The following is a 20,403-nucleotide window of genomic DNA, read 5'->3' on the forward strand; positions in this document are numbered from 1 at the left end:
TACCCATTGCCATTTGTAAGCGGGACAATGCGCGATTACCCTGAATTTATTAAAGATATGAAAAACAACGTTTATCGGATGAAAGGCATGCTTTTTACCGCTGTTTCTATCAGATATTCGGATATATAGCTGTATTGTTGATCGTGATCGTAAAACCTCCACATTTGTTTTCCGGTTTGCCCGTCATAAAGTACAAGTGTAAGTGTATTCTTAACTATGGTTGAAGTTCCTGGCATCTTTACAGAGAGTGAAGCAGTATCGATCTTCATCTCGCCCTGTTTAAGAAAAGCATTACTTTCATACAGTCCGGATATGATGGCATCTACACCTAGAATTTTTGCAATTTCTTCTTTTGTATACTGATCCAGCCTGCTGCTCATTTCTGACTTCAACAACAATAGATTGGTTTTTTCAATGTCCTGAATTTCTACTTTCATCCGGTGGGATTTGGGTAAGATATAACTATATAGTCTGGACTGATTGGCCAATCCGGTATGTTCAATCGCCTGATTTCTTTCGTTGAGGTATGGAACCTGGCTTTTAAAGCTGAGTTGTGTTCCTATTGGCAAAATTGCAATTACTTTATAGTCCTTCATTGCTTTTTTCAGATCAGGACTGGTGTATACCTGTTTTGTCCTGGCGGGAAAACCGAATTGTGCATGGGCCATCATACCGATGGTCATTGCTGCTAATAATAAAAAGCTCCTTTTCATTGGAATATATTTTAATGATGATGAAGCAATCATAAACAGACCTGCTTTATCATCTGATAAGAAGATGAGAATTGGCTGGTGATTCGTTCAGGGGGGGGGAAACGGAACCACCAGGCCAATTCAGGGGTTAAAAAAATTATTTGCTGTAAGGGAAGTTTCTGGAAACTTTTCTCATCATGCGGTCTATGAGCTCATCGCTTGAGCTGAATACATCGTCGTTCATGCTTTTGAAAAACCGCCACAATAAATCTCCTGTAGGGCCATCATTTACCATCATCGTCAATGCTCCTGATCCGGTTTTGCTGCCCATTCCTCCGAATAATACGGTAGTTACAATGGCTCCTGCTTCAGATTTTGACTGTTCAGCTTCAAATTTGCCAGCAATTACTGCATCTACATTCAGGGCTTTAGCAATTTCATCTTTGGTGAAATCCCCGAGTTTATCGGTCATTCCTGCTTTCTTTAACAGCACATTGGTTTTTTCCACGTCCTGAAATTCTACCGTATACTTTGAGGCTTTACGAAGCAGAAAGGTGTAGATGCTGGACTGAATAGAATAGGCCTTTTCTCTTTCCTTCTCCCGGTTGGTTTCTATATCGAAATCCCGGGGTTGCTTTTTATAGGTCATCTTTACCTCGAAAGGTAAAATCGCGACCAATTTGTGGGTTTTTACTGCTTCCTGCAGTTTTGGACTACTGAATACCTGTTTGGCATTCTCGTACTGAGCATTGGCGACCATACCAGTCACCATCGCTACAAATAGTAACAATGATTTTTTCATTTGATAGATTTTTAAAAAATCATCAATGTGTCTTTAATCCAATGTTGATGGAGGTGGAACTCATAATGATTTCATTTGTGTGTGTAAACAATATTATGTAGAATCTTTTAAATTATTATGAAATAATTAAAGACTATGGAATTTTTTATTGTTGTTTACTTGATTGGGGAAATGCTAAAACGATATTCCCTCAGAAAAACTCTGTTTTTTCTAAGGGAATCATTTGTAATATTTTTATGCAAATTCAGGCTGGGAGCGCTGAAAGGGGGTATTTGGTCCTGTTGGACGGGTGTTGTGCCGGCTAAGGCAAGAGGTTATTTACAGTTCTTCAGGTCGGTAGAAGTCTGTTCTAAAGTATACATCCCTTGTTTGTTGCCAAAAGAGTTGGTGATGTAAACGATAATCTGGGCGATGTCTATAGAAGCCAGAGTTTGAAAGTCCGGCATTTTACCTTCATATTTCTGCCCGTGTATGGTGATGGCTTCGCTCATTCCGTTTTTAATATAGCAGGCCAGCTTTTGCTTGTTCTCTTTCAAAAATACGGTATCGGTAAGCGGGGGAGCTAAGGCACCCAATCCTTCACCTTTGGCACCATGGCAGTTCTGGCAATATTTGATGTAATAATCGCGGCCATTGGTATAATAGATGTCTTGTTTTACCTGATCTGCACTCTGACAAGAGTAAATCATGGTAAGCAGGGTACAGAAAACGATGGTACTGATCAGTAATTTGCGCATGGTTATTTTTTGTCCTCAGCAAGTAATACAGGAATATCTTTAGTCAGTTGTTCGACCTGTTTAGGATCTGTTCCATCGTAAGCACCACGAATGCGTTTCTGCTTGTCGATTAAAACCAACCAGCCCTGGTGGATATAACCATCTCTGGCGGTGGTGTCTTCCATCACTGCAACCAGGTAATTGCGTTCTGCAAGTTTATACACGCTATCTTTTGATCCGTATACAAACTGCCATTTGTTGCCATCAACACCTAGTTTCTGTGCGTATTTTTTTAATACTGAAGGCTTATCGTATTTGAAATCTATGGTATGAGAAAGGTACATGACCTCAGGATTGTCTTTATATTTTTCAAATATGCTTTTCATGTTCCGGTGCATGGTCGGGCAAATCGTTGTACAGGAAGTGAAAAAGAAATCTGCGATATAGATTTTGTCTTTGAACTGATCATTGGTAATGTAAACACTATCCTGGTTTAAGAAGCGAAAGGCAGGAATGGTCTGGTAAAGGGTGTCTACGCCCATAGAACCATCTTCATTTTTAACAGACACTGCCTCTCTGGGCCCCAGGATGGGTAATTTCTGACTATCCTGACAAGATGAGATAAAGATTGCGAGCGCAAATAAAAAGGGTAATGGGAAGGAAAAGTTCAGCTTCATAATTTTATTATTATTGAATCCGCCAAAGGTAGCTAAAATGAAATTAACCCTGCCATTTTGATAAGGTTCACTATTGCCACAATAGCGTCATGAAATTATTATTCAAGCCTTAATTAATCTTCAAAGCGCCTTTTTGAATTCTGGCACGTTTGGGCATCCCGTTTGAAAGCGGTTGGGGTAAAATAAATTAAGAAATGGAAAATCCAATGATCTTTGTGCGTATTGCTACCATAAATGATATAAAATACGTCGATGAAATAATTCAGGAAACGGAATCCTCTGCCATTGCCAGGGGATCAGGAATTTCAAAACGAAGCCCGGAATCTCTGGCTCAGAAAATCAGAGATGAGAAAGCGGTGATCGCAGTCACTACCGCCGGGGAATGGGTAGGTTTCGCTTATTTTGAAGTCTGGGAGAACGGTAACTTCATCTCCAATTCAGGATTGATTGTTTCCCCGAAATTCCGTAAAACAGGAGTGGCCAGGGCCATTAAGGACAGGATCTTCAGAATGTCCAGGAGACGATATCCCAATGCAAAGGTTTTTAGTATTACCTCAGGAATCGCCATTATGAAAATGAATACACAATTGGGTTTTGAACCTGTCACCTTTGCAGAGATCACAAAAGACCCTTCATTCTGGGAAGGTTGCAAAAGCTGTGTGAATTACGACATCCTGGAAGGCAAGAAAAAATGCAATTGCTTATGTACGGCCATGTTATTCGATCCGGAAAAAGTACAGGCAGAACAACAGGTGGCAATGCCGGTTGAAGCTTATCAGCGATATCTTTCTAAAACCAATTAAATCATCAACTCAATTCATCAAATCAAAAAGCATATGAATCCCAATTCCACAAAAAGCGCTGGCAGTCTGCCCGACTTATATACTTTAACTGAAGACCCTCTCCAGTTGCTTAGAAAATTAATCTCTACTCCCTCATTCAGCGGAGAAGAAGTCAACACTGCTGATCAGATTGAATCCTTTCTGAACCATCACGATGTGTTTACCTTTAGAAAATTCAATAACATCTGGGCTTACAACCGGAATTTCGACCCCTCAAAACCAACCCTGTTACTCAATTCTCATCACGATACCGTAAGGCCATCAAAAGCGTATCAGAATGACCCTTTTCATCCCTTCATCAAAGATGGAAAGCTGCATGGGCTGGGAAGCAATGATGCCGGAGGATGTCTGGTTTCTTTAATGGCGGCTTTCCTTCATTTCCACGAATTTACAGGCCTGCCTTACAACCTTTGCTTCGCTGCAACTGCCGAGGAAGAAACTTCCGGAGAGAAAGGACTGAAATGTATTCTGCCGGAACTTCAGAATATCGCTTTTGCCATTGTTGGGGAACCTACACAGATGGAAATGGCTGTTGCGGAGAAAGGATCAATGGTACTGGATTGCATCAGCTATGGTAAACCTGGGCATGCGGCAAGAGAAGAAGGCGATAATGCAATCTATAAAGCCTTTGCAGATATGCAATGGTTTGCAGATTTTATCTTTCCTATTGAAGGAGATTTACAGAGTCCGGTAAAAATGACGGTCACAGAAGTGAATGCAGGAATCCAGCACAACATTGTTCCCGGAGAGTGTAATTTTACGGTCGACATCCGTTTTACCCATTCCTGGACACCAAAAGAAATATTGACCACCATTTATAACCATACCACCTGTAAAATCAATGTGCGGCCAAACATCATGAATCCTTCCTTTATTGATGGGCATCATCCTTTGGTAATGGCTGGAAAAGAAATCGGAAAGACTACTTATTGCTCACCTACAAGTTCAGATCAGGGCTGGCTGGATGTTCCGTCCATGAAAATGGGGCCTGGGGATTCTGCCCGTTCACATATGGCGGATGAGTTCATCTTTGTAGACGAAATCAGGGAAGGAATTGCGACTTATATCTGGCTGCTGGAGTCATTATTTAGCAACCATGGAAAGAAGAAGAACTTACTTGTCTCAGATAATTATTAATATTGTCTAAATTATCAGCTATGCAAGATACGGTCCTCATTATAGACGACGAAAAGAAAATCTGTAGCCTCCTTGCGAGGATTATAGAACTGGAGGGATTTAAGGTGTTTCAGGCAAATACCGGAAAGGAAGGACTGAAGACCCTGACCATGCAGGAGGTAGACGTAGTGATCAGTGATGTGAAGCTACCGGATATCAATGGCGTGGAGCTGGTAAAAGAGATTAAAAAGATCAAACCTTATGTGGAAGTGATCAACCTGACTGCTTTTGGGACCATCTCAGATGGGGTCATGGCGATGAGGAACGGTGCTTTTGATTACATCACCAAAGGTGATGACAACGATAAAATTATCCCATTGGTCTACAAAGCAATGGATAAGGTAAAACTGCAGCGCAGGGTCTACGACCTGGAGAATAAAATCATCAAAAAACATAGTTTTAGCGGCATTCTGGGGCAATCAAAAGCGATGAAAGAGGCGCTGGACCTGGCACAAAAAGTTGCGGCAACAGATACTACGGTGCTGTTACTCGGAGAAACGGGAACAGGAAAAGAAGTCTTTGCCCAGGCCATCCATTATGAAAGCCCAAGGAAAATGAAGCCTTTTGTGGCCCTGAACTGTAGCGGCTTTAATCCGGAACTTCTGGAAAGTGAATTGTTTGGTTACAAACAAGGTGCTTTTACCGGAGCGATGAAAGATAAAAGAGGATTACTGGAAGAAGCAAATGAAGGAACATTGTTCCTGGACGAGATCGGAGAGATGAACCTGGACCTTCAGGCGAAGCTCTTACGGGTATTGGAAAACCAGACCTTTATTAAGGTAGGGGATACCCATACGAGCAAAGTGAACGTCCGGATCATTGCAGCCACGAACAGGAACCTTAAAGATGAGGCCGAAGCAGGTAAGTTCAGACTGGACCTTTATTTCAGGCTCTCCGTATTTTCTATTGAGCTGCCCAACCTGTCCCAGCGTAAATCGGATATCCTCATGATCGCAAAACATTACCTCAAGGAATTTGGTCTGAAAGTCAATAAGCCTGATTTTGTGATGGACGAGGGCTTTTCCGATTTGCTGATGAGGCATGTCTGGAAGGGAAATATCCGGGAACTAAAAAACGTCATGGAAAGGGTGGTGATCCTTGCCGATGGAAATACGGTAACTGCTAATCTCCTGCCTTATGAGTTCCATGCCGATACTCAGGAAGAAGATTCTATGAAAATGCAGGTCATCGAGAAGCAACACATCAATAAGGTATTGAAACATACCAGAGGTAATAAAACGGAAACCGCCAGGCTATTGGGGATTGGTCTGACCACTCTATACCGAAAAATGGAAGAATATAAGATCAGCTAACGCGAAAACCCATAACGGTTCATTATGATAAAAAACCCTTCCATTTTGGAAGGGTTTTTTCGTTTATGATTTTTGGTATTTGCACCGAATGTTGATTTTTCGCCTTGTAATCAGTGTTTTAGGAGTTTGGCCCCGACTCTGGTATGCCAATTGGCTATGGCTATCTAAAATAGACAATTTATGTTAACAATCGCACTACTTCTCGCCCTGCTACTGATGTGCTGGGTATTCTACAAATCAATCGACTGGTTCGAAAAAATCTAACAATTATGATCGCATTATTTCTTATCGCAATCGCAGTATTTATCTACATGGTATACGTGCTGATTAAACCTGAAAAATTTTAATTAATTTATTATGAACACTGAATTACTTGGCATTATTGCCACCTACGGACTGACCTTGCTGATTGGAATACCACTAGGTATTTATCTGGCAAAGATGTTTGCAGGTGAGAAAGTCTGGACAGACTTTCTAAAACCCCTTGAAAAGGGTATTTATAAATTATCCGGAATTAATCCGGAGGAGTCGATGAACTGGAAACAGCATATGAAAGCGCTGTTGACCATCAACATGGTTTGGTTGGTATACGGATTTTTTGCCCTGATCTATCAGGATAAACTTCCCCTGAACCCGGACGGAAACCTTGGTCAGTCGCCGGATCTTGCCTTTAACAGTATCATCAGCTTTGTGGTCAACTGTAATTTACAACATTATTCAGGGGAAAGCGGAGCGACTTACTTCACACAACATTTCGTATTCATGTTCTTACAGTTTGTAAGTGCAGCTACGGGAATCGCTGCTGCAGTAGTCCTGTTTAAAGCTTTCAGGGATAAAACAACCACCAGTTTAGGTAACTTCTGGGTGTTCTTTACCCGTTCTATTACCCGTTTATTATTGCCACTATCTGTAGTGGTTGCCATTATTCTGGCCTTTAACGGAACAACAACAAGCTACGAAGGTAAAGACCAGTACATTTCTCTTCAGGGAGATACAGTAGGTGTTTCCAGAGGTCCTGCTGCTGGATTTGTAGCGATTAAACACCTTGGTACCAATGGTGGTGGATGGTTTGGCGTGAACAGTTCACATCCAATAGAAAATCCAAATTACCTGACCAATATGACAGAAGCCATCTCTCAGGTGATCATTCCTGTGGCGATGATCTTTGCCTTCGGATATTTCATTCGCAGGAAGAAAATGGCCTGGGTGATCTTTGGGATCATGACCCTTGGAATGATGCTCTTACTGATTCCTACCGTCATCAGCGAAACCGGGGGCAGTCCTGCAATCGCTAAAATGGGTGTTTCCCAGTTAACAGGGGCCATGGAAGGTAAAGAGGTCAGGTTTGGGCCTACTGCTACCGCCTATTGGAGCACGGTCACTACGATCATTTCCACAGGTTCTGTTAACTCGATGCACGATAGTGGAATGCCATTAACAGGAATGTATCAATTGATTGCCATGATGATGAACTGCTTCTACGGAGGTTGTGGGGTAGGGATTCTGAACTACTTTATCTTTATCATCATCGCGGTTTTCATTTCCGGACTCATGGTAGGACGGACACCGGAATTCCTCGGACATAAAGTGGAGGCCAGAGAAGTGAAAATTGCTTCCATCATCGCCTTGCTGCATCCCTTTATCATCCTGGTAGGAACGGCATTGGCTGCTTATACCATTACTTATTTTCCGGATGCAAACTGGGCAGTTAAGCCAGCCAACTGGTTAAATAATCCAGGTTTCCACGGCTTCTCTGAAATGTTATATGAAAACACTTCAGCAGCTGCGAATAACGGTTCGGGTTTTGAAGGTCTTGGCGATAATAACACCTTCTGGAACGTAGTTACAGGCTTTATACTGATCCTTGGACGTTTCCTTCCGATCATCGGCCCTGTGGCCATCGCCGGATTACTGGCTTCGAAAAAATACATTCCGGAATCAGCAGGAACCCTGAAAACAGATACGTTAACCTTTGGAATGATGACGTTCGTAGTCATTGTGATCATTGCTGCACTTGCGTTTTTCCCTGCATTGACTTTGGGTCCGGTAGCTGAATATTTTACCCTGATTAAATAACGGAATGGAGCGCTGCATCAAAAGAAACAACGCAGCAATAGTTGCCGTGTATCAAAAGATGCAAAATCATTAGAATCAAAAAACATGAAAAATAAATCTAATATATTATTTGAACCCGCTTTAGTAAATACTGCATTAAAGCAATCATTTATCAAACTTGATCCGCGTTTGATGATCCGCAATCCGGTCATGTTTACCGTAGAGATAGGAACATTTGTGATGCTGTTCGTTACGATTTACTCTTTAAGTAACAGCAGTCAGGGTTCGTTCGGATATAACCTCATTGTGTTTATCGTACTGTTGCTGACTGTATTGTTTGCTAACTTCGCGGAAGCAATTGCCGAGGCAAGGGGTAAAGCACAGGCAGACAGCCTGCGCAAAACCAGGGAAGAAACACCTGCAAAAGTAGTGTTGAGCAACGGAACAATTGAAGTCCGCTCTTCCAACCAATTGAAAAAAGGAGATGTGTTCATCTGTGAAACCGGAGATACCATTCCTACAGACGGAGAGATCATTGAAGGAATTGCAACCATAGACGAATCGGCCATTACCGGAGAATCGGCTCCTGTGATCCGCGAATCCGGTGGTGATAAATCTTCAGTAACAGGAGGTACAAAGGTGCTTTCAGATCAGATAAAAGTACAGGTGACGACCCAACCGGGTGAAAGCTTCCTGGACAAAATGATCGCTTTGGTAGAAGGTGCTTCCCGTCAGAAAACACCAAATGAGATCGCTTTGACGATTCTTCTTGCCGGTTTTACTTTGGTTTTCATCATTGTATGTATCACCTTAAAACCTTTTGCAGATTATTCAAATACGCCAATTACCATCGCTGCATTCATCTCTTTATTTGTTTGCCTGATCCCAACTACCATCGGAGGTTTACTTTCCGCCATCGGTATCGCCGGAATGGACAGGGCTTTAAGAGCAAATGTGATCACTAAATCCGGTAAAGCAGTGGAAACTGCCGGAGATATTGATGTATTGTTGCTGGATAAAACAGGAACAATCACCATTGGTAACCGTAAGGCAACGAATTTTTACCCTACTGCCGGAATCATCATCAAAAGCTTTACCGATGCCTGCGTATTGAGCTCCCTGGCGGATGAAACTCCTGAAGGAAAATCGATCATCGAGCTTGCTGCTTCGCAAGACGACAGGTTGATGACGACTGCTCCTGAAGGATCTAAATTTATCAAATTCACTGCCGAAACCAGATCCAGTGGTCTGGATACTGCCGATGGCAGAAGGATCAGAAAAGGTGCTTTTGATTCCATCCGCAACATTGTACTGACCGCAGGAAATCCTTTTCCAATGGACATCGAAGAGCAGGTGAAAAGAATTGCCAGCAATGGTGGTACACCTCTGGTTGTCGCTGAAAATGAAAAAGCACTGGGCGTGATTGAGTTACAGGATATCATCAAACCAGGCATCAGCGAACGTTTCGAACGTCTGCGCAAAATGGGTGTGAAAACAGTGATGGTAACTGGAGATAATCCTTTGACCGCTAAGTTTATCGCTCAAAAAGCGGGTGTGGATGATTTTATTGCGGAGGCTAAGCCTGAGGATAAAATGAACTACATCAAAGAAGAGCAGGCACAAGGCAAACTGGTAGCGATGATGGGTGATGGTACGAATGATGCGCCGGCACTTGCACAGGCAGATGTGGGTGTAGCGATGAACAGTGGTACACAAGCGGCTAAAGAGGCTGGTAATATGGTGGATCTGGACAATGATCCGACTAAACTGATTGAGATCGTAGAGATCGGAAAACAGTTGCTGATCACCAGAGGAACACTGACCACCTTCTCTATTGCCAATGATGTGGCCAAATATTTTGCCATCGTTCCGGCCTTGTTTATCGTCTCTATCCCGGCACTGCGCAGCCTGAACATCATGAACCTGCACAGCCCGGAAACAGCCATCCTTTCGGCAGTGATCTTCAATGCGTTGGTGATCCCATTGCTGATCCCGGTTGCTTTACGCGGGGTATCTTATAAACCAATTGGTGCGAGCGCTTTGTTGCGCAGAAACCTGCTGATTTATGGGATAGGAGGGGTAATTGCTCCATTTATCGGAATAAAACTAATTGATATGCTGATTTCTCTGATGGCTTAATTGCCGGATTCACGGAAAGAGATCATTGAAATAAATAGAAAAAGAAAAAAATATTGTCATGAAAAAATACATCATACAATCGCTGAGATTAACAGGAGTACTAATGGTACTGTTATGTGTCATCTATCCATTAACTATTGCCTATGTTGGAAAATTCAGCCCGGGTGAAGGAGGTGGTGAAAAAGTAACCAAAAATGGTAAAGTAGTAGGTTATGCTTTGATTGGTCAGTCCTTTACCAAACCGGAATATTTCTGGGGCAGACCTTCTGCGGTAGCTTACAATGCTGCAGGTTCAGGAGGCTCTAATAAAGGACCATCAAATCCAGATTACCTGAAAGATGTGGCCGGAAGGATTGATACGCTGTTAAAATACCACCCTTACCTGAAAAAATCAGATATCCCTGCGGATATGGTGACTGCCTCTGGTAGTGGTTTGGATCCGGACATTTCGGAAACAGCAGCGATCATGCAGATCAAAAGAGTAGCTGCATATCGTAAGCTGGATGAGCGATTGGTAGCTGAAGCGGTAGTTAAAAACACCGAAGGTCCTTTGTTTGGCTTATTTGGCCCTTCTAAAGTAAACGTCCTGAAACTCAATGTTGCCCTTGACGAATTAAAGAAATAATTTCCCCCGCCCGAATGGTGCTGCCGATTCCATAGCGTTTGCCGGATATGGAAAAGGCAGCTAAACGGGAAATAAAACCATCATCAGGAGATCCTGATGAAAAGAAAACGATCATCTGGCCGGTAAAAAAAAAGAGAGGCTGATGATCGCTTCAAAAAGATAAAAAAGAACAAGAATTAAAATGAAGAAACTACTTACATTATCCGCAGTATTAGGTACTGCACTATGCACATACGGACAGGAAGAATCCAAGATTAAAGTCTCAGGTTACCTGGAAACTTATTACGGATACGATTTTAATAAACCATCAGATAACAACAGACCGGGATTTATCTATTCCCATAACCGCCATAATGAAGTGAACTTAAACCTTGGTTTTATTAAAGGGAGTTACGATAACGGGAACATCAGGGCAAATGTGGCACTGATGGCGGGAACGTATTCCAACGCAAATCTAGCAGCCGAACCAGGTGTTTTGAAAAATGTGCTGGAAGCCAATGCAGGGATTAAACTTTCGAAAACAGCAAATCTTTGGATTGATGCAGGGATTTTCTCTTCTCATATCGGTTTTGAAAGCGCAGTATCAAAAGATTGCTGGGTACTGACCCGTAACATCTCTTCTGAAAATACACCGTATTATGAATCCGGAGCTAAAATCACCTACGGTACCAATGATGGTAAATTTACGGCAACAGCGCTTTACCTTAACGGATGGCAACGCATCAACCGCCAGAATGCCAACAGCCAGCCAGCAGGAGGGGTACAGTTAACCTGGAAACCTACTGATAAAATTACAGTGAACTATAGCAATTTCTTAGGAACTGAAGGCGCTGATTCTGTTCGTGTCCGTCGTTTTTATCATAACGTATATGGGATTTTCCAGCTGACCGATCATTTTGGTGTGACCCTTGGAATTGATTATGGAACACAGCAAAAAGAAAAAGGAAGTTCCTCGAAAAATGAAGTGTTTTCACCAGTGGCGATTGCCCAGTACCGTTTCAACAGCAATTGGGCGTTGGCAGGAAGGGTAGAACATTACCAGGATAAAAACGGTGTTTTTATTACCACAGGAACGCTTAACGGATTTAAAACTACAGGATATTCGCTCAATGTGGATTACGCCCCATTCCCGAATGCGGTAGTCAGACTGGAAGGTAAAGTTTACGATAGCAAGGATAAGATTTTTGTTCGTGAGCAAAGTCCGGTAAATTATAATGCGGCAATGACTGCAAGTATTGCTGTATCGTTCTAAGAATAAATAAGGATTTACCTGTCATTCCGGACCGGTGTGCTGAACCTGAAAGCGATCAGGGAATCATGAAATCACAACGCAATCAGGAACAGCCCGGAATGACAGGTATCTATCAAAAAATGTAATGATCATCCTCATGGAAAAGAGAAACTATAATACACGTACAATTAAACTTATCCCCCTTTTAAGTGTTGGTTTAGTGCTGTTGATGGCATTGTGGTATTTGGTAAGTAAGGACTATGTGATTCTTAAATGGTAAACAGAATTCAAAAATGATAAACAGAAATGGAAGAGAATAAGTCAGGTTCTGTAAAAGATTTCCTGGATCTGGTAAAACGGTCAAGAAGAGGGAAATTTAAGGTGTATATCGGCATGAGTGCAGGTGTAGGAAAAACCTATAGAATGCTGCAGGAGTCTCATGCGCTTTTGAAAAATGGAATAGACCTGCAGATCGGCTATATTGAAACACACAACAGGGTAGAGACCCATGCTTTATTAACCGGAGTTCCGGTCATTCCCCGCAGAAAAATCTTTTATAAGGGAAAAGAACTCGAAGAAATGGATGTTCAGGGCATCATCAATATCCACCCCGAAGTGGTGATTGTGGATGAGCTGGCCCATACCAATATAGAAGGAAGTAAAAATACAAAGCGCTGGCAGGATGTAGTGGATATTCTGGAAGCAGGGATCAGCGTGATCTCGGCCGTCAATATTCAGCACCTGGAAAGCATGAATGAAGAGATCGAAAAGATCACCGGAATTCCCATCACGGAAAGGATTCCGGATAAGATATTAGAACTGGCAGACGAGATCGTGAACATCGATTTAACTGCCGATGAACTGATCGACCGCTTAAAAGCCGGAAAGATCTATGATGAGAGCAAAATCTCCAGGGCTCTGGATAACTTTTTTCAATCGGAAAAGATCCTGCAATTGCGGGAAATGGCTTTAAAGGAAGTGGCCCATCATGTGGAAAGAAAGATCAGTATTGAAATCCCGAAACAGATTAAATTGCGCCAGGAACGGTTTATGGCCTGCATCTCCACCAACAATAAAACCGCTAAAATTGTAATCCGGAAAACGGCCAGACTGGCTTCTTATTACCGTTCTCCATGGATCGTTTTATATGTGCAGAATAGTAAGGAAAGTGGTGACAGAATTAAATTAGATTTGCAACGCCATCTGATCAATAATTTCAAACTGGCAACGGAACTGGGAGCAGAGGTGATTAAGGTGAAAAGTGATGATGTGACCGGCACGATCACGAGGATGGCAGATGAAAAAGAAATTACGACGATATGTATTGGAAAGCCGCATTTGAACCTCTTTCAGGTGATCATGCGAACGGCTATTTTTAACCAGCTTCTGAAACACATCTCTACTACAGAAACGGACCTGGTCATTTTGTCTTAGAAGCGCTGGTGATTTAATTCTGAATACCTGAATATAAACTGAGGGCCCTGGCCCTGTTAAAATATAAAAACAACTATTAAAAAATAAAGTCATGAAAATCAAAACCAAACTCCGCCTCGGATTCGGATTCTTGTTCGTGGTGGTTATCTTCTTTGGAGCAATTTCTTTGTTTTACATGAATAAAATCTCGATGAGTTCTAAGGTGATCCTGAAGGATAATTATGAAACCCTGAACTATACGAGCAATATGCGTGCAGTATTGGATGAACATCAACTCCCCCTTTCTGCAACTGCGAAGAAAGACTTTGAAAACTACCTGGAACTGGAAGGAAAGAACGTCACAGAGAAAGGAGAGGGGGAAGCGGTTGCCGCCTTACGCAAAGCGTATGAAAGCATCAACAATCCTGCTGCCAGTCTGGTTGGGATGCAGCAGGCGGTTACTAAGCTGAGGTCAGAGCTCAGGATCATTGATAAACTGAACATGGATGCCATCGTCCGTAAAAATGATACGGCACAAAAAGCGATAGAAAAAGCAGCGATGTATGTGATCTTTGCCGCTTCCATTTGTTTTCTGATCCTGTTTTCTTTTATTGTGAATTTTCCGGGTTTTGTGGCCAATCCGTTAAGAGAATTTTCTGAAGCGATCCGCGAAATCAGTCGCAAGAACTACAAACAACGCCTGGAATTTAATGGTTCTGATGAGTTTTCTGAACTGGCTGTTTCTTTTAACACCATGGCTCAGGAGCTCAATAAATGGGAAAACAGCAACCTCTCTAAGATCCAATCGGAGAAATTAAGAATTGAAGCGATCATTGAACAGATGCAGGATGCGATCATTGGATTGAACGAAAGAAAAGAGATTCTCTTTTTTAATAAGGTGGCTGGTGAGCTGATGAACCTGAACGGAGAAACAGTGATTGGTCAGAATGCAGAGGTTCTGATGAAAAAGAACGACCTGCTGAACCGGATCCTGCAGGACAAACAGAGCGATAAGGCCATGAAAATCTATGCGGACAATAAAGAATCCTATTTCCAGCTGGAAAGAAGGGAGATCACTGTACCCAATTATGATGGACAAAGCGATGTGGCGATGACCCAGACTTCAAAGGCAGCCGGAGAAGTCTACATCCTGAAAAACATCACTCAGTTTAAAGAGCTGGATGAAGCCAAAACCAATTTTATAGCTACGGTATCCCATGAATTGAAAACGCCGATCTCTTCCATAAAGATGAGTCTGAAGCTGATGGATGATGAACGGGTAGGGGCGATGAATGTAGAACAGAAAGAACTGGTACAGCACATCAGGGAAGATTGCGGCAGGTTGCTGAAGATCACGAGCGAATTGCTGGACCTTGCCCAGGTAGAAACCGGAAACCTGCAATTGAATTTTGTAAAATCTGATCCCCGCAAGATTGCGATCTATGCAATGGATTCGGTACGTTTCCAGGCAGAGCAAAAAAATATTGAACTGGAACTGATCAGCAGGAACAACCTTCCTAAAGTGAATGTGGATGTAGAGAAAACGGCATGGGTACTGGTGAATTTCCTTTCCAATGCACTCCGTTACAGTTCAGAGAAATCGAAAGTAGTGATCCAGGTGATCGAGAATGCGGAAGAGATCGAGTTTTCGGTGCAGGACTTTGGAAAAGGGATTGAAGAAATCTATCAAAAGAGACTGTTTGATAAGTATTTTCAGGTGCCTACAGATGGCAATAATAAATCCGGATCGGGATTAGGACTGGCCATTTCCAAAGACTTTATTGAGGCAGAGAGCGGAAAGATCTGGGTAGAAAGTGCGTTGGGTGAAGGCAGTAAATTCTGTTTTTCTTTACCTATTGCCCCTTAACGTATACCAGGAGAGAGATTTTTCGTTACATTTGCCCTGATAAGTTCTTTACTTTATTTCTTCATCAACCGGAAGAGGTTTTACTTAGCTGTAGATTAATAGGGAATCGTGTGCAAATCACGAGCTGTCGCGCAACTGTAAGTAACACAACAAGGTTTTTACCCAAGAATATCCACTGTTCCAATCCAGGAATGGGAAGGATGGTAAAAATGTTACAAGTCAGGAGACCTGCCTTTACCGAATTGACAATGCTTTCGCGATCTGAAGCATGGGTCTGGTAGGTGTATATCCAATACATACATTCTGTAGAATGCGTGCGCCTATACATTTATTTTTCCTTTTTATCTTCTTCTCGCCAGCATTGCGAAGTTCAGCAAAGAGCTTTTAACTGATCTTTTCATCAATTAAAAAGCAAGACAATGCTAACAAACAATCTAGGCTACCCGCGTATAGGTAGTAACAGAGAGCTCAAAAAAGCCTGCGAGCAATTTTGGGCGGGTAAAAGTACCCTTCAAAACCTGGTACAGGTAGGGAAAAACATTCGCCAGCACAACTGGGAATTACAAAAAGAGAAAGGAATTGACCTGATTCCTTCCAACGACTTTTCATTTTATGATCAGGTATTAGACCTGTCGCTAACCGTAGGGGCTATTCCTAAACGTTACCATGAGGTGATTCTGAACAAATCCAACACCGAACTGGACCTTTATTTTGCCATGGCCAGAGGGTATCAGAAAGAAGGACTGGACATCACAGCCATGGAAATGACCAAATGGTTTGATACCAATTATCATTATATCGTTCCTGAATTCACTAAGGACCAGCAATTCAAATTGTTCTCCACCAAATTACTGGACGAATACAATGAGAGCAAGAGACTGGGCATTAAAACTAAACCCGTACTGATCGGCCCGGTATCTTATCTTTTGTTGGGTAAAGAAAAAGAAGCTGGTTTTGAGCGGATTGATCTGATTAAAAACCTTTTGCCGGTATATATTGACATTCTTAAAAAACTGGAAGAGCAACATGTGGAATGGGTACAATTCGATGAACCTTTTCTTTCCTTAGACCTGACCGATAAAGATAAAGCCGCATTTAAGTATGTATATGCAGAGATCAAAAAACAGTTCCCTAAACTTAAGACCTTACTGACCACTTATTTTGAAGCCTTAAAAGACAATACCGAACTGACCGTTTCTCTTCCTGTGCATGCCTTACATATTGACCTGGTTAGAAATCCGGAGCAATTGCAAACGGTATTGTCTGTGATCCCTGCCAACCTTGTTCTTTCCATAGGAGTGGTAGACGGTAGAAACATCTGGAAAAATGATTTCCGTGCTTCCCTGCAATTAATTGAAACTGCAAAAGATAAAGTTGGTGCAAACCGTTTGATCATTAGTCCATCCTGTTCTTTGATCCATTCGCCATGCGACCTGGATCTGGAAACCAATGAGGCTACTTTAACACCAGAGATCAAACAATGGTTGTCTTTTGCAAAGCAAAAAGTGGAAGAGATCGTAACCTTGAAGCAACTGGCGGAAAACAATCCTGATGCACAAGTCAGGCTGGAAAGCAATGATGAGGCCAATAACAACAGAAAAACATCGACTTTAATCCACAATCCAGCGGTAAAGCAAAGGGTTACCGGAATTGAAGAAAAAGATGAACAACGCCTGCACCCTTATTCGGTGAGGAGTGTTGCTCAGAAAGAAGCCTTAAAATTACCTTCATTCCCAACCACCACCATCGGTTCATTTCCGCAAACTGCAGAAGTGAGAAGCTGGAGGGCAAAATTCAAAAAAGGAGAGCTGAGCCAGGAAGAGTACGATGCGCTGATTGAAAAAGAAACCAAAGAAACGATCATCTTCCAGGAAGAAACAGGGATTGATGTATTGGTTCATGGTGAGTTTGAACGCAACGACATGGTGGAATACTTTGGCGAACAGCTGGCAGGATTTACCTTCACCAAAAACGGCTGGGTGCAGAGTTATGGCAGCAGATGCGTAAAACCACCAATTATTTATGGTGATGTTCACCGTCCGGCAGCAATGACGGTAAGGTGGTCTTCTTTTGCACAATCATTGAGCGAAAAATGGGTGAAAGGAATGTTGACCGGTCCGGTAACGATTTTACAATGGTCTTTTGTGCGTAATGACCAGCCACGCTCCGAAACCTGTACGCAGATTGCTTTGGCGATCAGAGATGAGGTCGTGGATCTGGAAGCTGCGGGAATAAAAATTATTCAGATCGATGAGCCGGCAATTCGCGAAGGTTTACCCCTCCGTAAGGCGGATTGGCAGAATTATTTGCATTGGGCAGTGCGTGCTTTCCGTATTTCTGCCAGTGGAGTTCAGGATGAAACACAAATTCATACCCATATGTGCTATTCTGAGTTTAATGATATTATCCAGAACATTGCAGACATGGACGCGGATGTAATCACGATCGAATGTTCCCGTTCTCAAATGGAATTGTTAGACGCTTTTGCTGATTTTAAATATCCAAATGAAATAGGACCAGGTGTTTACGATATCCATTCTCCTCGTGTTCCGGCAAAAGAAGAGATGGTTTTTCTTCTTGAAAAAGCAAGATCTGTGATCCCTTCAGCGCAGCTTTGGGTGAATCCGGATTGCGGTTTAAAGACCAGACATTGGGACGAAACAAAAAAAGCATTGACAGAAATGGTCGCTGCTGCAAAAGTACTGCGGGAATATGTCGAAGAAGCTGTAACTTTGTAAAAAAAAACAAACAGGCAAGTGGTATGCTTGCCTGTTTTAATAGATACAGCACACAGAATGAGAATACGTAAAAATGCGGTGATAACCGGAGTTGGTGGTTATGTTCCGGAAACGGTTTTGAGCAATAAGGACCTGGAAACAATGGTGGACACGAACGACGAATGGATCGTTTCAAGAACCGGAATCAGGGAGAGAAGAATTGTAAATGATGCCAATGTGGCCACTTCTGACCTGGCTACCAGAGCCTTAATGAGATTGCTTGAAGATGGAAATGTACACCCTGACGAAATTGACTGTGTGATTGTATCCACCTCCACTCCAGACTATGTCATGGTTTCTACCGGAAGTATGGTTTGTGAAAAGGCAGGATTAAAAAATGCCTGGGGAATAGATACCAATGCGGCATGCAGCGGTTTCCTTTATGCGTTAACCCTTGGGGCAAGCATGATCGAAAGCGGACGTTGTAAACGTGTAGTCGTGATTGGTGCCGATAAAAACAGTTCGATCGTCAATTATAAAGACCGCAATACCTGCATTCTTTTTGGCGACGGTGCCGGAGCAGTTTTATTGGAGCAAACAGAAGAAGAAGTAGGATTAATAGATAGTTATTTCAGAACAGATGGCAGCGGAAAGGAAAACCTGATCGTGACTGCCGGAGGTTCCAAATATCCTGCATCACAGGAAACCCTGGATCAAAAACTACATTATGTTCGTCAGGATGGCCGCGTTGTATTTAAAGCAGCGATTCAGGGCATGACGGATACTTGCAGAGAGATCTTAAGGGCCAACGATCTGGAGATTAAACAAATCAATTATCTGATTCCTCACCAGGCAAATTTAAGGATCATACAGGCCGTAGGGGAGCAATTGAGCCTCACCGAAGAGCAGGTAAAGGTCAACATCAGCAGGTATGGAAATACCACCGCAGCAACGATTCCATTGTGCTTATGGGATTTTAAAGATGATTTCAAATACGGTGATAAACTTTTATTAACCGCTTTTGGAGCAGGATTCTCATGGGGTGCTACCTATTTGAAATGGGGCAAACTAAGAGGGAAATAGGATTTCCCGGAAATGAGTGTTAAAGAAAAGTAAATGACAGTAGAAGATAAAATTAAAGCGTCGGAAACACGCATTTTTAAAGCCGTGTTTCCCAATACCACTAACCATTACGATACCTTATTTGGCGGGACAGCCATGCACATGATGGACGAAGTTGCCTTTATTACGGCCACACGTTTCAGCAGACAGATCATGGTGACCGTAAGCAGCGACAGGATTGATTTCAAAAAGCCTATTCCTGCCGGAACCATTGTAGAACTGATTGGTACTGTGAGCCATATCGGAAATACCAGTCTGAAAGTAAGGGTAGAAATTTACATTGAACAAATGTATTCTGAAGATCGTGAAAAGGCCGTTACCGGAGAGTTTTCTTTTGTGGCCATCGATGAACATAAGAAACCTATTAAAATATTGAAATAATCAATTGAAAAGCAGGCCTGGCCTGCTTTTTTTATGCTTTATCTGGTGATTCCCGGTAATTGTTCCTTATCTTTGCGCCAATGTTAATCAAACCAACAGCCATATTGCTTTTGTTCAGTTTACTCACCGTAAACTTCTCGAATGCTTTTGTGTTTGCAGGTTTTGAGATGAATGCAAAATACATCGCTGCCGAGCTTTGTGAGAATAAGGATAAACCCCAGCTTCATTGTAACGGAAAGTGCTATTTAATGAAAAAATTAAAGCAGGCACAAGACAAAGAGCAGAAACAGGAAAGACAATCACAGAAAACACCCATCCAGGAGGCTATTGTAGTCAACACCCTGGAATTTAAACAATATCCATTCGGAGAAATTTATTTTCATGTTCCGGTTTCGACCGGAATGCCGCAGTCTGTTTTGAATGCGATTTTCCATCCTCCGCAAATAACCGCTTAATCAAGCAATTGCGCATGCCTGTCCTTTTGGTTCAGGTAATGATTCGCGCACATTAACCTATTAGTTGATCAGAATTTTTCATGCAAAGCAGGGAAGGGCGCATTTATGATTTGCGCTGAACTGTCCGTTTTGTCATGTGGTCCTGATCGCTGATGATACACAAATATTTTTAAAAATTAA

18 protein-coding genes and 1 riboswitch are annotated in these 20,403 nt (G+C 42.3%); of the genes, 14 read left to right on the forward strand and 4 right to left on the reverse strand.

What is annotated here, in order from left to right; genetic code table 11:
* Nucleotides 1–71 precede the first annotated feature (71 nt).
* The 4 genes from BUC20_RS25085 to BUC20_RS25100 all read right to left on the reverse strand — a co-directional run bounded on the left by BUC20_RS25085 (nucleotide 72) and on the right by BUC20_RS25100 (nucleotide 2,887).
* A complete protein-coding gene (locus BUC20_RS25085) occupies nucleotides 72–713 on the reverse strand; it encodes a hypothetical protein (protein WP_073234610.1) in 642 nt (213 codons plus the stop codon).
* Nucleotides 714–849: 136 nt separating this feature from the next.
* Nucleotides 850–1,494 (reverse strand): hypothetical protein, encoded by a 645-nt coding sequence (locus BUC20_RS25090; RefSeq protein ID WP_073234612.1) that lies wholly within the window; start codon nucleotides 1,492–1,494, stop codon nucleotides 850–852.
* Between the two features lie 314 nt (nucleotides 1,495–1,808).
* Entirely contained in the window at nucleotides 1,809–2,231 is a 423-nt protein-coding gene (locus tag BUC20_RS25095) for a c-type cytochrome (protein ID WP_073234614.1), read from the reverse strand.
* A 2-nt stretch (nucleotides 2,232–2,233) separates the two neighbouring features.
* Nucleotides 2,234–2,887 carry an SCO family protein gene (locus tag BUC20_RS25100; RefSeq protein ID WP_073234616.1) on the reverse strand — a complete coding sequence of 218 codons (654 nt, stop codon included), beginning with the start codon at nucleotides 2,885–2,887 and terminating at the stop codon, nucleotides 2,234–2,236.
* A gap of 194 nt (nucleotides 2,888–3,081) precedes the next feature.
* On the opposite strand from BUC20_RS25100, the gene BUC20_RS25105 reads away from it, so the two are divergent.
* The 14 genes from BUC20_RS25105 (at nucleotide 3,082) to BUC20_RS25170 (ending at nucleotide 20,223) form a co-directional block, all read left to right on the forward strand.
* Complete coding sequence (locus BUC20_RS25105; RefSeq protein WP_073234618.1) at nucleotides 3,082–3,690, forward strand: GNAT family N-acetyltransferase; 609 nt, start codon at nucleotides 3,082–3,084, stop codon at nucleotides 3,688–3,690.
* 33 nt (nucleotides 3,691–3,723) lie between these two features.
* Complete coding sequence (locus BUC20_RS25110) at nucleotides 3,724–4,866, forward strand: M20/M25/M40 family metallo-hydrolase (RefSeq protein ID WP_073234620.1); 1,143 nt, start codon at nucleotides 3,724–3,726, stop codon at nucleotides 4,864–4,866.
* Nucleotides 4,867–4,886: 20 nt separating this feature from the next.
* A complete protein-coding gene (locus BUC20_RS25115) occupies nucleotides 4,887–6,218 on the forward strand; it encodes a sigma-54-dependent transcriptional regulator (RefSeq protein ID WP_073234622.1) in 1,332 nt (443 codons plus the stop codon).
* Nucleotides 6,219–6,487: 269 nt separating this feature from the next.
* Nucleotides 6,488–6,565 carry a potassium-transporting ATPase subunit F gene (locus tag BUC20_RS33785; RefSeq protein WP_073235656.1) on the forward strand — a complete coding sequence of 26 codons (78 nt, stop codon included), beginning with the start codon at nucleotides 6,488–6,490 and terminating at the stop codon, nucleotides 6,563–6,565.
* A gap of 10 nt (nucleotides 6,566–6,575) precedes the next feature.
* Nucleotides 6,576–8,294, forward strand: coding sequence for a potassium-transporting ATPase subunit KdpA (kdpA, locus tag BUC20_RS25125; protein ID WP_073234625.1), 1,719 nt, complete (start codon nucleotides 6,576–6,578; stop codon nucleotides 8,292–8,294).
* 84 nt (nucleotides 8,295–8,378) lie between these two features.
* Nucleotides 8,379–10,412: a potassium-transporting ATPase subunit KdpB gene (gene kdpB / locus BUC20_RS25130; protein ID WP_073234629.1), complete on the forward strand. Its 2,034-nt coding sequence runs from the start codon at nucleotides 8,379–8,381 to the stop codon at nucleotides 10,410–10,412.
* Between the two features lie 58 nt (nucleotides 10,413–10,470).
* Nucleotides 10,471–11,037, forward strand: coding sequence for a K(+)-transporting ATPase subunit C (locus BUC20_RS25135; protein ID WP_073234632.1), 567 nt, complete (start codon nucleotides 10,471–10,473; stop codon nucleotides 11,035–11,037).
* 181 nt (nucleotides 11,038–11,218) lie between these two features.
* On the forward strand, nucleotides 11,219–12,289 hold the full coding sequence (locus tag BUC20_RS25140; RefSeq protein ID WP_073234635.1) for a porin: 1,071 nt from the start codon (nucleotides 11,219–11,221) through the stop codon (nucleotides 12,287–12,289).
* A 285-nt stretch (nucleotides 12,290–12,574) separates the two neighbouring features.
* Nucleotides 12,575–13,702, forward strand: coding sequence for a sensor protein KdpD (locus tag BUC20_RS25145; RefSeq protein ID WP_073234638.1), 1,128 nt, complete (start codon nucleotides 12,575–12,577; stop codon nucleotides 13,700–13,702).
* A 91-nt stretch (nucleotides 13,703–13,793) separates the two neighbouring features.
* On the forward strand, nucleotides 13,794–15,548 hold the full coding sequence (locus BUC20_RS25150) for a HAMP domain-containing sensor histidine kinase (RefSeq protein ID WP_073234641.1): 1,755 nt from the start codon (nucleotides 13,794–13,796) through the stop codon (nucleotides 15,546–15,548).
* A 58-nt stretch (nucleotides 15,549–15,606) separates the two neighbouring features.
* Nucleotides 15,607–15,798, forward strand: a riboswitch (cobalamin riboswitch).
* A gap of 169 nt (nucleotides 15,799–15,967) precedes the next feature.
* Nucleotides 15,968–18,286, forward strand: a complete 2,319-nt coding sequence (metE, locus tag BUC20_RS25155; protein WP_073234644.1) for a 5-methyltetrahydropteroyltriglutamate--homocysteine S-methyltransferase — start codon at nucleotides 15,968–15,970, stop codon at nucleotides 18,284–18,286.
* Nucleotides 18,287–18,343: 57 nt separating this feature from the next.
* Entirely contained in the window at nucleotides 18,344–19,348 is a 1,005-nt protein-coding gene (locus BUC20_RS25160) for a beta-ketoacyl-ACP synthase III (RefSeq protein ID WP_073234647.1), read from the forward strand.
* Between the two features lie 33 nt (nucleotides 19,349–19,381).
* On the forward strand, nucleotides 19,382–19,768 hold the full coding sequence (locus BUC20_RS25165; RefSeq protein WP_073234650.1) for an acyl-CoA thioesterase: 387 nt from the start codon (nucleotides 19,382–19,384) through the stop codon (nucleotides 19,766–19,768).
* A gap of 80 nt (nucleotides 19,769–19,848) precedes the next feature.
* Nucleotides 19,849–20,223: a hypothetical protein gene (locus BUC20_RS25170; RefSeq protein WP_073234653.1), complete on the forward strand. Its 375-nt coding sequence runs from the start codon at nucleotides 19,849–19,851 to the stop codon at nucleotides 20,221–20,223.
* The last annotated feature ends 180 nt before the right edge of the window (nucleotides 20,224–20,403 follow it).

The organism is Pedobacter caeni (assembly GCF_900129215.1).
Lineage (GTDB): Bacteria > Bacteroidota > Bacteroidia > Sphingobacteriales > Sphingobacteriaceae > Pedobacter > Pedobacter caeni.